General features: G+C 61.5%; 13 protein-coding genes. 12 read left to right on the top strand and 1 reads right to left on the bottom strand.

Features of this window, described 5'->3' with window-relative positions:
- Positions 1–84 precede the first annotated feature (84 nt).
- The 4 genes from MOV61_RS13295 to MOV61_RS13280 all read left to right on the top strand — a co-directional run bounded on the left by MOV61_RS13295 (position 85) and on the right by MOV61_RS13280 (position 2,764).
- A complete protein-coding gene (locus MOV61_RS13295) occupies positions 85–240 on the top strand; it encodes a hypothetical protein (protein WP_173426750.1) in 156 nt (51 codons plus the stop codon).
- Between the two features lie 265 nt (positions 241–505).
- Positions 506–1,783, top strand: a complete 1,278-nt coding sequence (locus MOV61_RS13290) for a YcaO-like family protein (RefSeq protein WP_247136896.1) — start codon at positions 506–508, stop codon at positions 1,781–1,783.
- Complete coding sequence (locus MOV61_RS13285) at positions 1,780–2,523, top strand: TfuA-like protein (protein ID WP_247136895.1); 744 nt, start codon at positions 1,780–1,782, stop codon at positions 2,521–2,523. Before MOV61_RS13290 ends, MOV61_RS13285 begins: the two co-directional genes overlap by 4 nt.
- The gene (locus tag MOV61_RS13280) at positions 2,516–2,764 is read left to right on the top strand and encodes a hypothetical protein (RefSeq protein ID WP_038588089.1); all 249 of its coding nucleotides are present in this window, start codon (positions 2,516–2,518) and stop codon (positions 2,762–2,764) included. Before MOV61_RS13285 ends, MOV61_RS13280 begins: the two co-directional genes overlap by 8 nt.
- On the opposite strand, the gene MOV61_RS13275 is transcribed toward MOV61_RS13280, so the two are convergent.
- Complete coding sequence (locus MOV61_RS13275) at positions 2,761–3,207, bottom strand: helix-turn-helix domain-containing protein (RefSeq protein WP_247136894.1); 447 nt, start codon at positions 3,205–3,207, stop codon at positions 2,761–2,763. The two genes, MOV61_RS13280 and MOV61_RS13275, sit on opposite strands and share 4 nt — an antisense overlap.
- Positions 3,208–3,571: 364 nt before the next feature.
- Here MOV61_RS13275 and MOV61_RS13270 point away from each other — a divergent pair, with 364 nt between their 5' ends.
- From MOV61_RS13270 to MOV61_RS13235, 8 genes are all read left to right on the top strand, one after another.
- Positions 3,572–4,606 (top strand): ABC transporter substrate-binding protein, encoded by a 1,035-nt coding sequence (locus tag MOV61_RS13270; RefSeq protein WP_247136893.1) that lies wholly within the window; start codon positions 3,572–3,574, stop codon positions 4,604–4,606.
- Positions 4,607–4,632: 26 nt separating this feature from the next.
- Complete coding sequence (locus tag MOV61_RS13265) at positions 4,633–5,427, top strand: ABC transporter ATP-binding protein (RefSeq protein WP_247136892.1); 795 nt, start codon at positions 4,633–4,635, stop codon at positions 5,425–5,427.
- Positions 5,424–6,257 carry an ABC transporter permease gene (locus MOV61_RS13260; RefSeq protein ID WP_247136891.1) on the top strand — a complete coding sequence of 278 codons (834 nt, stop codon included), beginning with the start codon at positions 5,424–5,426 and terminating at the stop codon, positions 6,255–6,257. The genes MOV61_RS13265 and MOV61_RS13260 overlap by 4 nt, the downstream gene beginning before the upstream one ends.
- Positions 6,258–6,312: 55 nt before the next feature.
- On the top strand, positions 6,313–7,671 hold the full coding sequence (locus tag MOV61_RS13255) for an FAD-dependent oxidoreductase (protein ID WP_247136890.1): 1,359 nt from the start codon (positions 6,313–6,315) through the stop codon (positions 7,669–7,671).
- Positions 7,668–8,825, top strand: a complete 1,158-nt coding sequence (locus MOV61_RS13250) for a CaiB/BaiF CoA-transferase family protein (RefSeq protein WP_247136889.1) — start codon at positions 7,668–7,670, stop codon at positions 8,823–8,825. The genes MOV61_RS13255 and MOV61_RS13250 overlap by 4 nt, the downstream gene beginning before the upstream one ends.
- Positions 8,822–9,598 carry an enoyl-CoA hydratase-related protein gene (locus MOV61_RS13245; RefSeq protein WP_247136888.1) on the top strand — a complete coding sequence of 259 codons (777 nt, stop codon included), beginning with the start codon at positions 8,822–8,824 and terminating at the stop codon, positions 9,596–9,598. The genes MOV61_RS13250 and MOV61_RS13245 overlap by 4 nt, the downstream gene beginning before the upstream one ends.
- Before the next feature lie 138 nt (positions 9,599–9,736).
- Positions 9,737–10,660, top strand: coding sequence for a LysR family transcriptional regulator (locus MOV61_RS13240; protein ID WP_038593620.1), 924 nt, complete (start codon positions 9,737–9,739; stop codon positions 10,658–10,660).
- Positions 10,661–10,725: 65 nt separating this feature from the next.
- The coding region (locus tag MOV61_RS13235) for an amidohydrolase family protein (RefSeq protein ID WP_258718883.1) at positions 10,726–11,553 on the top strand (828 nt) is incomplete at its 3' end.

Here is an 11,553-nt window from a genome sequence, read left to right as displayed (position 1 = left end):
AATGCCTGTCACGCTGGAATAACACCCGGTGTGGTCCTTTCTCTACGCAACGCAGCACAAGCTGCCTATTAGCGGAGAGAAAGCATGGAAACGAAGTTCAAGACATCCAAGCCGGTCGAAACCACTACCTCTGCCCCGACGTTGCGGTTTTCCGCCGCTGCCGAAGCCGTGCTTGGCGGCCGGACCGAGATTGCCGCGAACGCGCTCTCTCAGGTCACGCATGCAATGAGATATCAGTAATGAGCCTGGAAGCCCAAGGTGCCGACGGTTGCCTTGGGCTTAACCACGAGCCGCCAAGCAAAAGATCGTTCAAGTAGCCATACAAGCCCCCTAAACAAGCCTGTCACGCCCAAGTCACGGTGCCTTTGGTTTCTTCTGCACTAGAGACCCTTGGAGAGGACGATTCGACGGCATGAGTTCGGCATCGCAACCACTTTTGCAAACCCGGCAGTCGCCCGCCCAATCTCGTTCGAGATCGGGGTCATTCGAAATTTGGCAGCCGGAAATGATGATGCAGATCCAGTCATCGACGCAGACGATCCAGAAATTCGCAGCCTCCCTCACACAGCGGGAGCAGGGTTTCAGCACGTATCATGACCGGCGCGTGTCGCCGGCGGAAACCTTCGACGCGATCAGCCCGTTTTTCAGAGATCTCGGCATTACCCGGGTCGGCTTCCTGACCGGCCTCGACCGGGTCGGCATTCCCGTCGCCTTTGCGACGCGGCCCAACAGCTACACTCTCTCCGTCTTCCAGGGCAAAGGCGTTGATACCGATGCGGCGCGCACCTCAGCCGCCATGGAAGCCCTGGAGACACGGGTTGCCGAGGTCGAACCGGCATCGCTGACCTGGGCGACCGTCAACGACGTCGCCGGCTCTGCCGCGGGTATGATCGACCTTCATTCGACCGCACGGTGCGTGCCCTCCGAAATCGGCGACCGTCAGATACCCTGGGTCACCGGTCTCGACATCCTCTCCGGCAATCAGATCATGGTACCCTGGTGGCTCGCCGGGATGGATCACCGAGGCGAACGGCCTGCCGGGTTCGAGCAGTCCAGCGATGGCCTCGCATCCGGAAACACCCATGCGGAGGCACTCCTGCACGGGCTGTGCGAACTCGTCGAGCGCGATGCCTGGACCCTTGTCCAGTTCAAATCCGAGGACGAATTGAATGCCTGCCTCGTCGATCCGGCCAGCGTCGAGGATGCCGTGCTCGACCTCATGGTCAGCCGCCTTCGCAATGCGGGCATGCAGCTCCTTCTCCTCGACATGACGACAGACCTCCAGGTTCCGGCATTTCTGGCCGTGCTTATCCCGGACGCCACGGCCAAGCGATCAGACCCGCGCTGGAGCCAGATTTGCGGCGGCTGCGGCTGCCATCCCGACCCGGTGCGCGCAATGCTGCGCGCCATAACCGAAGCAGCACAGAGCCGTCTGACCGCGATTGCCGGCAGCCGCGACGATTTTTCGCCCCGCATCTATCAGCACATACGGGCGGATAACGCTCTCAGCCGCCTAGTCGCCCTATCGTCGCTGGACAGGCGCCCGGTCCAGTATCGCGAGCTTGACGCAACCCGCCACTCCATCAACGGCACGATCGATCACATACTCGGTCGTCTCAGACTTGCCGGCATCAGGCAGGTGGTTGCGGTTCCCATGCAGGATGCCGGGCTCCCCGTTTCGGTCGTCCGGGTCATCGTTCCAGGCCTGGAAGTCGAACTTTCCGGACAATATTTGCAGCTCGGTATCCGCGCTGCAAATGCCATAAGGAGATCACGGCATTGAAAGTCGTTTTCGTCGGGCCAAGCCTCGGGTCGTCGACCCGCCAGATGAAACAGCGATTCCCGTCGCTGACCTTCCGCGGACCTGCGGCCCGCGGAGACATCCTGAAGGCGGTCGAGGACGGCGCCACGGCGATCGCCCTGATCGACGGCTATTTCGGCGAGTCCGCCTCCGTGTGGCACAAGGAGATTCTTTATGCGCTGAGCCGCGATGTCTCCATCGGCGGCGGCTCGAGCATGGGGGCGCTGCGCGCTGCCGAATGCGAGGCATTCGGAATGATCGGCATCGGCCGGATATATTCCGACTATGCAGCCGGCCGGCTGATCGACGACGAGGCCGTGGCATTGATCCACGGCCCCGAGGAGCTCGGATGGATGCCGCTCTCGGTGCCGCGCGTCGATTACGAGGCGACGATCCGCAAGCTTGGGCGGATGGGGCTCATTTCAGCTGCAGAGCGGGAACGGTTTTTTCTCGTTGCCAATTTCATGCACTACACCGAGCGGACCTATCAGGCCATTCTCGAACGATGCGAGTTCAGTGATCCTCAGCGCGGTGCGGTGATCCTTCACGACATCAAACGCCACAAGGTGGAATTGAAACGTGAGGATGCGAGGGCCGTTCTCGTTTGGCTCAACGGCATTACCAGTTCCCGTAAACACTCCAAATGGACGTTCGCACAGACCGCCCATTGGGAAAAACTGCGCGACGAGATGGACTCGGCGCAAGGATCCATGAATGATTGATCTCGCCCACGACGTCGCCAGCGACGAATTTGCCCGCCTGTTCCGCATGCTTTCCGCGGTCAACAAGGAAGCGGAATCACTTCAGCTCTCCACGGTCGTCCACTTGACGAACATGGCTCTTCTTCAACTCTCGCTCGATTGGGAAGGCACCAGTCCCGAAAACGAGAGGAGCGTGAAGCTGAATGCGATATTCCGCAGCAAGACGAAGATAGCCCTCGATGAGGACGGTCCCAGGACTTAAACGTCAGGGACCGCTGACTGGGCCGGCTGTCTTTCGATATCGGCCAAAAGCGCCTCCGCCTCGAATTCCCTTGCAACAACCGCCTGAACCAATTCCAGGATGCGTTTGCGAAGAACCGGTTTGGAAATGCTCATGAATGCGGTGCTCATCAGCAGCGCTTCATGGGTGAAATCGAATTGCGGGTCTTCGAGCTGATTGTCGTTCGATGGTTCGACTGTCGGGATCCGATCGAAGAACGCCACCATCTCGACCTTCAGCGCGGTCGCGATCTCCACGAGCTTGCCGACAGCAATCCGATTAATGCCATTTTCATATTTCTGAAGCTGCTGAGACGTGATGCCCACATGGTGGGCAAGTTGCGGCTGAGTAAGTTTTTTCTCTCGCCTGTAGAGGCGGATCCGCTTTCCAACCTCTCTGTCGGCTGCATTCGGTGCTTTGCTCACTGAGGGACCATCTCTTTGGCACTAGGATACTGACGTGTTATTTGTATCCTATCATCGATAAGTTGCCGAGTACCCCTGCAAGCATTTTCTATCTTGAGTGGATAATTAAGTAAACGTCCACCATAAATCAGGGCTTCGCAAAGTCTTGGCGTTAAATCGATGCTTCGGTTCGGGCGACGGACTTGACGATTGCAAATTCAATAGAATCGCCGCGCGTTTTGGCGTTGCCTTTTCGGCAACTAAATATGCGAAATATTGTTCTTTATTAGAACGCGACATTGCGCCATCCTCCCCTCAATCCGGCGCTGAGACCGGCCAAGTCAAGCGAAAATGTATCAGGCCATAAGGCCAACAGGGGAACGCTATGTCTCATTTCACACTGAATCGCCGCCGTTTCATATCCAACGCTGCGGCCTTGGGTGGCTTCGCCGCCGCCTCCAGCGTCCTCGGCATCCGCGCCGGCAATGCCAAGGATGTGGCCAAGGTGCGCATGCAGCTCGGCTGGCTCGTCTCGAACGGCGTACTCGGCGAAGTCGCCGCCATCAAGAAGGGTTTCTTCGAAGAACAGGGCATCGAGCTTGAAATCGTCCCCGGCGGACCGAGCGTCGACGGCGTCGCGGGCGTGGCATCGGGCCAGTCCGCAACCGGCCAGATTTCCTCCAGCCCGTCCGTGATGCTGGCGCGTTCGGCAGGCCTGCCGGTCAAGGCCTTCCTGTCCGGCTACCAGAAGCACCCCTTCACTTATTTTTCGCTGAAGAACAAGGCGATCAAGACCCCGAAAGACATGATCGGCAAGACGATCGCCACCCAGCCGACCGCCTTCATCCTGCTGCGCGCACTGCTCGCTCAGAACGGCATCGCCGAGGACCAGGTGAAGATGGTCAACATGGGTTCGGACATGAACCAGCTGATCACCGGTCAGGCTGATGCGGTCACCGGCTGGCTCACCAACGTCAATGCCCTCGATGTCCTCGGCGACAACCGCGTCGACATGATGCTGTGGGACAGCGGCCTGCAGCTCTATGCCAACGTCTACTACACGACCGACGACCAGATCGCCAAACATTCCGATGTTCTCGAACGTTTCACCCGCGCCGCTGCCAAGGGCTGGGGTTATGTCCGCAACAACCAGAAGGAAGCGGTCGAGATGCTCTGTGAGGCCTATCCGATCCTCGACAAGGCCAGCGAAATGAAAGCCGTGGCCCCGTGCGTCGACTTCTCCTTCGGCGCCACCACCAAGGCGTCCGGCTGGGGCACCATGTCGCGTGAAAACTGGGCCGCGCAGATCAAGGCCTATGCCGATCTCAAGCAGTTCAAGGGAACGGTTCCGACGGTCGACGACGTCGCGAACTTCTCCATCCTCGAAGCCACCAGCGACATCCGCAAACAGGTGGGGTGATGGCCATGTTAGGAACGGCGAAGTTGATGCCAAGCGTTCCCCAGACCGAACCGGCAACGACGGCAGTTTCGATCCGAAACCTTTCCGTCAGGTTCGGCGACAGGAACAACGAATTCACGGCCCTTTCCGACGTTTCCGTGGACATATCGGAAGGCGCCTTCGTCACCATGCTTGGGCCGTCCGGCTGCGGAAAATCGACCCTGCTCAGATGTGTGGCGGATCTCGTCCACATCAGCGACGGTTCGATTTCCGTCTTCGGTCGCAGCCCGCAGGAAGCTCGCGAGAGCCGCGACTTCGCCTTCGTTTTCCAGGACGCGACGCTGCTTCCCTGGCGGAACGTGCTCGACAATGTCCGACTGCCGCTGGAAGTCGGAAAACACGCCCAAACCGGCGACCACGCGGACCCGCATGAACTGCTGGCGATGGTCGGGCTGAAGGGGCGCGAAAATGCGCTCCCTCACGAGCTCTCAGGCGGCATGCGCCAGCGCGTGGCGATCGCCCGCGCGCTGATCACGCGGCCGCGCATCCTTCTGATGGACGAACCATTCGGGGCACTGGACGAGATCACCCGTGATCGGCTGAACGAGGAACTGCTGCGCGTCTGGCAGGAAACGGGAACGACGATCCTGTTCGTCACCCATTCCATCCCGGAAGCGGCTTTCCTCGGCCAGAACGTGCTGATGCTTCAAGCCCATCCGGGTCGCGTCAAGGAATTCATGAAGGTCGATCTCCCCTTCCCGCGTTCGCTTGCCGTGCGTGACACCGTCGAATTCATCGGCGTCACCGCGCATCTGCGCCGCCTTTTGGAGGAATGCCTGTGAGCCACGTCGTTTCCTCCACCACCAAGACCGGTGCCCCACCCGAGCGCAAGATCGCGCTTCTCGATGCCACGGCCGGCGTGTTCGTCAAACATATGCCGGCGATATCAGCCGCCGTCGGGCTTGTGGTCCTCTGGCAGTTCGTCGTCTGGTTCTTCAAGATCCCGACCTTCATGGCTCCGAGCCCGGTCGACGTCGCCTACGCCTTCCAAGACAACGCCAAGATCCTCTGGACCAACATGCTGCCGACGATCCTCGAAGCCTTCCTTGGCTTCGTTTTCGGTAATCTCGTCGCCATCCTGCTGGCGATCTGGTTTGTCCACAGTTCGACGGCGGAAAAAGCTTTCTATCCGATCGCCGTCTTCATCAAGGCGATCCCGATCATCGCGCTCGCCCCGATTCTTGTGCTCATCTTCGGCAACGGGCTTGCGCCAAAAATCATCATCGCCGGGCTGATCTGCTTCTTCCCGACTTTGGTCAACATGGTTCAGGGCCTGAAATCCGCGAGCCCCGCCATGCTCGACCTGATGCGGGTGCTGTCTGCCAGCAACACGGAAATCCTCTGGAAGGTGCGGCTGCCGAGTTCTATGCCGTTCCTGTTTGCGGCGTTAAAGATCGCCGCGACCAGCAGCGTCATGGGCGCCATCGTCGCCGAATGGATCGGCTCCAGCTTCGGCCTCGGCGCCCTGATCATCGAGGCGACCTACAATTTCCGCTCGCCGCTGCTTTACGCAACCGTCGTGATCGCCGCGGTCCTTGCCGTCGTCCTCTTCTTCATCGTCTCGGTGATCGAAGCCCGGATGATCCGCTGGAAGCCGGCCGGATCGCACTGAGCCCAACACACCTAGCCAACTGTCCTCAGGCCCAACTCTTTGGGAGTTTGAACCAATGCAACAGACAATTCTTCAGGCGGCGCGCAACGTCGCAGTGGTCGACCGTTCCGATGTGGTGGTGGTCGGCGGGGGGCCGGCGGGCATTTCCGCAGCCGTTTCCGCGGCCCGCAACGGCGCCAAGGTGACCCTCCTCGAACGCTATCCTTACGTCGGCGGGCTTGCCGCCGGCGGCATGGTGCTGGTGCTCGACGACATGATCAACAACCTCGAAATCACCGTGCAGGGCATCTGCATGGAGATGATCGAGCGGATGAAGAAGTGGAATCTCTGCGTCACGCCAACCGGCCGCGACCGCGAACTCGACATCCGCGAGACGCCGGACGCCTGGCGGCGCTGGGCGCGCTGGGGCCTGTTCGACTTCCACACCCAGTCAATGCCGCACCCGATCTGCTTTTCCGCCGCCTTCGATCCGGACGGTTTCAAACGCGCCTCCTATGACGTGCTGACCGAAGCCGGCGTCAAGCTCAGGACTCATAGCTGGTTCTCCTCCGCGATCATGGAAGGCAAGACCATCAAGGGCGTCATCTGCCAGACCAAGTCGGGCATGGAAGCGATCCTCGGCGATATCGTCATCGACACGACCGGCGATCTCGATGTCGCGGCGTCTGCCGGCGCCTCGCATGTGGAATCCAACTTCATCCTGACCACCGTCTCCCGCTGGGGCGGCGTCGATACCGATGCTGCCGAGCGCTTCGAATTCGAGGAGCCGGAAGCCTTCAAAAAGATCGACCACGAGGCAAAACGCCTGATCGGCGGCTGCTGGTCCTTCTGGTGGCTGAAGACCCCGCTGCCCGGCGTCGTCTGGCTCAACTGCCCGCATATGCCGAACCTCTCCGGCCTCAAGACCGAGGATCTCACCAAGGCGGAAATCGAAGGCCGCAACCGTATCGCCCGCCTGCTCGATTTCACCCGTGAAAAGATGCCCGGCTTCGAGAAGGCCTATGTGGTCGATTTCGCGCCCCAGACCGGTGTGCGCCAGACGCGACTTCTCGAAGGCGAGTACGTGGTCACGAAGGACGACGTGATGAACCGCATCCACTTCTCCGACACCGTCTGCCGCGGCCGCGACTATTACACGCCCTACCGCTCAATGCTGCCGCGCGAAGTCGACCAGCTGATCGTCGCCGGACGTCACTACTCGGCGACACCGCAGGCGCAGAAATCGAGCCGCGAGATTCCGCCCTGCATGGCGATGGGCGAGGCCGCAGGCGTCGCCGCCGTCGTGGCGCTCAATGCCGGAACCACCGTTCGGAAAGCCGATGTTCGTGCGATCCAGAAACAGATGCGGGCCCAGGGTGCCGATCCCGGCGACGTGCCCTCCGACAATGCAACATTCCTGGAGGCTGCGGAATGAACTCTCTACCCCTCGACGGCATCCGCGTGATCGATTTCACGCAGGTCATGCTCGGCCCCTGCTGCACCCAGACGCTCGCCGACTACGGTGCCGAAGTCATCAAGATCGAGAAGGCCAAGATCGGCGACCTGTCGCGCTGGTCGCTGGGCTCCGACCCGGACGGTCTCAACAACCCGGTCTTCTGCTCGCTGAACCGCAACAAGAAGAGCCTGGCGTTGGATCTGAAGCTCACCGAAGCCCGCGACGCCGTGCTGACACTGATCGCCGGCGCCGACGTCGTGGTCAACAACTTCCGCCCCGGCGTGATGGAGCGCATGGGCTTCGGTTACGACGACCTGAAGAAGATCAATAAGCGGCTGATCTACGCCGTCGGCACCGGTTTCGGCCTCACCGGCCCCTACCAGCACAAGGGCGGCCAGGACATTCTCGCCCAGGCTCTGTCAGGCGTCATGCGCCGCAAGTCCGACAGCGCCCATCCGACCTCGATCTATGCCACGCCACTTGCCGACTATTCCGCCGGCATGCATCTCGTCCAGGGCATCCTTCTGGCGCTGTTGCATCGGCAAAAGACCGGCGAAGGCCAGCAGGTCGCCGTCAGCCTCTACAATTCCATGCTCGCCATGCAGATGCAGGAAGGTGCCGCGCACATGATGCGCCAGAAGGATTTGAACTGGGGCGCCTTCCCGCTGACCGGCGTCTTCGACACGACCGACGGCGCGATCGTCATGGTCGGCGCCTTCAAGCAGAACCCGCTGCAGGACATCTGCAACGCGCTCGAAATCGAAGATCTTTCCGCGCAACCGCGCTATAAGGATTTCGATTCCCAGATGGCGCATCGGCCAGAACTGCAGGCGATCTTCCGCGAGAATTTTGCCACGAATAGCAATACCCATTGGCTGAAGCGCCTGGAAGAGGTCGATATCCTCTGTGCGCCCGTGCGCAACCTTGCCGAAGCGCTGCAGGACCCGCAGACCGTCATCAACAAGATGATCCTCGAAGCGGGTGAAACGGCTGCCGGTCCCATCCGCCTGATCGGTTCGCCAATCGACATGTCGGCCGCTCCGGTTTCGGTGCGCATCGCGCCGCCGCGGCTCGGTCAGCACAATGACGAGATCCTGACTTCCCTCGAAGCCCGCCGCGGAGACGCGGCATGACCGTCGGATTTTCCGTCGAGAACCGGGTCGCACGGGTCACGCTTGACCGCCCGGACCGCATGAACGCCGTCGATGCCGCGACCGAAAAGGAACTCGAGGCGATCTGGACCGAGATCGAGGCCCGCGACGACATCTCCTGCGTGGTCCTGACCGGCAGCGGCCAAAAGGCCTTCTGCACCGGCGCCGATCTCAAGGGCGGCGCCACCAAGAGTGGCCTCGAATATTGGGCGGAAAGCCGCACCAACGGCTTCGGCGGTCTCGCCTTCCGCAAATCGCTGGACGTGCCGGTGATCGCCCGCGTCAACGGCTACGCACTCGGAGGCGGTTTTGAAATGGTGCTCGGCTGCGACATCGTGATCGCCGCCGACACCGCGAAATTCGGCCTGCCGGAGGCGCGCGTCGGCCGCATGCCGCTCGACGGCGGCATGGTGCTCCTCCAGCGCAAAATCCCGCACAACCTCGCCATGGCCGTGATGCTGACCGGCCGGCAGTTCACCGCCGCCGAAATGCAGGGCTTCGGCATCGTCAACGAGACCGTGCCCTTCGATCAACTAGATGCAGCCGTCGACAGATGGGTGGGCGACATCATCGCCTGTGCTCCGTTGTCGCTGAAGGCAATCAAGCAGACGGTCAACCGCACGGGTCATCTCAGCCCCGCGGAAGCTCAAGGATTGCGCACCCCCGCGCTCATCCGTGCGCTTCAAAGCGAAGACGCTGTCGAAGGTGTCACGGCCTTCCGCGAAAAGCGCGTTCCGGTTTGGCAGGGCCGCTGATGCATGTCGCGCAAAAGTGTGCGGCGGTTTTGCGGTAAAGACATGCATCCAACAAGGAACGGAAGCGTGGCAAGCGAATCCGAAGGATCGCAACACGCTTCAGGTATGGTATGAATTTCAGGATCTTGGGGGATGAATATGCACGCCAGTATCCTGAAATATTTCGTCGAAGTTGCGCGCGCCGGCTCGATCCGCAAGGCCTCCGAAGAGCTGCACGTCGCGACCTCCGCCGTCAGCCGGCAAATCCGCAAGCTTGAGGACGAGCTCGGCACGCCGCTGTTCGAACGGTTCTCCGATGGCCTGCGCCTCACCTCCGCCGGCAAGGTGGTGCTGAAGCACGCCAAGGAGACTATTCATCACTACGAGATCATGAAATCGGATCTCGGCGACCTGCAGGGCAAGCGCACCGGCCGCGTCCACATCGCCTGCCTCGACAGCCTTGCTGTGCAGTTCATGCCCGAATTCGTGATGGGATTTCATCGCAAGAACCCCGCCGTCGACTTCCGCATCCGCGCCGACAACTTCAACAACATCTTCCATTTCGTTGCCGACGGCGACTGCGATATCGGCATCACCTTCGATCTCGCCCGGCCACACGATATCAAGCTGGTCCACGGCGTGCGCATGCCGCTGATGGTCATGGTCGCCAAACACCATCCGCTGGCCCGCCAGAAAAGCGCCACCCTGCAGGAATGCGCCCAGTTCAAGCTGCTGCTGCAGCTCGACAACGAGGTGATGAGCTCGATGATCGCTGTCGAACTCGCCTCGCTCGATCGCGTCGGGCGAACCCTTGTCGCCACCAACAACCAGATGATGCTGAAGCCGCTGATCCTGTCCGGCGAAGGCGTCGCCTTCTTCACCCCGCTCGGCCTCCTGAAGGAGTTGAAGGCCGGCGACGTGGTTGCCCTGCCGATCGCCGGCTCCCGCCTGCAGAACATGGAGGTCGGCATCGTCGCGCCCCATAACCGGCAGCTCACCCACGCGACGGAGGCAGTCATCGAGGCGCTGAGCGTCGATCTCGAAAAGTTCAGCAACCAAATCGCGGAGGTCATCAAGCGGTGACATCGAACGAGGACAAGCGCTTCCTGCAGCATCCCGGCCATCAAAAGGCCGTGCGCGGCGAGGCGATGCAGACCGCCCTTCCCACTCTGGCCTCCGCCATCCCGCTCGTCCCCGGCGATCTTCTCATGCCGATGCCGGTCAACGCCCATGACCATGGCTACGGCATCCGCACGCTCGATTTCGGCAGCCTCGACGACGCGCTGGAAAGCTGGATCCCGACGATGCGGCTGCGGCCCCGCACGGATGCCTATCTCGAAGCCCTCGTCGCCTTCGGCCGCCTCGCAAAGACCGGCGTCGCCGCGACCATCCATTGCCACAATTCCCTCAATGCGGCCCGCATGGTCGACGAGGCCCTGGAGGTGATCCGCGCCGCAAAGGATGTCGGCATCCGGCTCGGCCTCTCCTGCCCGCTGCTCGACCACGACGCCTGGGCCTATGACGGCGGCCCCGAACGGTTGAAGTCGTTCCTGAGCGGTGTGGACTGGGAGGCACTGTCGCCCCTTGCGCCCCGTTATGCGCCTTTCCGCGATCAGCTCGCCGCCGCCGATGCAGTGGCAACCGCGAATACCAATCCGCTAGTCGATGTCCAGTATGGCCCAGTCGGCCCGCAATGGTGCTCCAACGCCCTGCTCGAAGCGATTGCCGAGGCGTCGGCCACCAACATCCGCCGCATCCATATGCACCTGCTGGAAAGCCCGCGGCAGCGGGCATGGCTAGACCGTCGCTTCCCGCAGGGCATCGTCCGTTATCTCGACGAGATCGGCTTCCTCTCGCCGCGTCTGGCGGTCGCCCACGGCGTGCAGCTCCGGTCGGACGAGTATGATCTGCTGGCCGAACGCGGCGTCCAGCTCGTCTCCAATCCCGCCGCCAACCTGCGCCTGCGCTCCGGCACC

Source organism: Neorhizobium sp. BETTINA12A (assembly GCF_023006485.1).
Taxonomy (GTDB): Bacteria; Pseudomonadota; Alphaproteobacteria; order Rhizobiales; family Rhizobiaceae; genus Neorhizobium.
The sequence above is the reverse complement of the archived record's forward strand: the minus strand, read 5'-3'. Positions and strand labels throughout refer to the sequence as shown.

Excerpts from the sequence above, each read along its gene's own strand:
- MOV61_RS13280 (WP_038588089.1), top strand. The coding sequence starts at position 2,516 with ATGATTGATCTCGCCCACGACGTCGCCAGCGACGAATTTGCCCGCCTG.
- MOV61_RS13290 (WP_247136896.1), top strand. The coding sequence starts at position 506 with ATGATGATGCAGATCCAGTCATCGACGCAGACGATCCAGAAATTCGCA.
- MOV61_RS13270 (WP_247136893.1), top strand. The coding sequence starts at position 3,572 with ATGTCTCATTTCACACTGAATCGCCGCCGTTTCATATCCAACGCTGCG.
- MOV61_RS13255 (WP_247136890.1), top strand. The coding sequence starts at position 6,313 with ATGCAACAGACAATTCTTCAGGCGGCGCGCAACGTCGCAGTGGTCGAC.
- MOV61_RS13295 (WP_173426750.1), top strand. The coding sequence starts at position 85 with ATGGAAACGAAGTTCAAGACATCCAAGCCGGTCGAAACCACTACCTCT.
- MOV61_RS13245 (WP_247136888.1), top strand. The coding sequence starts at position 8,822 with ATGACCGTCGGATTTTCCGTCGAGAACCGGGTCGCACGGGTCACGCTT.
- MOV61_RS13250 (WP_247136889.1), top strand. The coding sequence starts at position 7,668 with ATGAACTCTCTACCCCTCGACGGCATCCGCGTGATCGATTTCACGCAG.
- MOV61_RS13240 (WP_038593620.1), top strand. The coding sequence starts at position 9,737 with ATGCACGCCAGTATCCTGAAATATTTCGTCGAAGTTGCGCGCGCCGGC.
- MOV61_RS13265 (WP_247136892.1), top strand. The coding sequence starts at position 4,633 with ATGCCAAGCGTTCCCCAGACCGAACCGGCAACGACGGCAGTTTCGATC.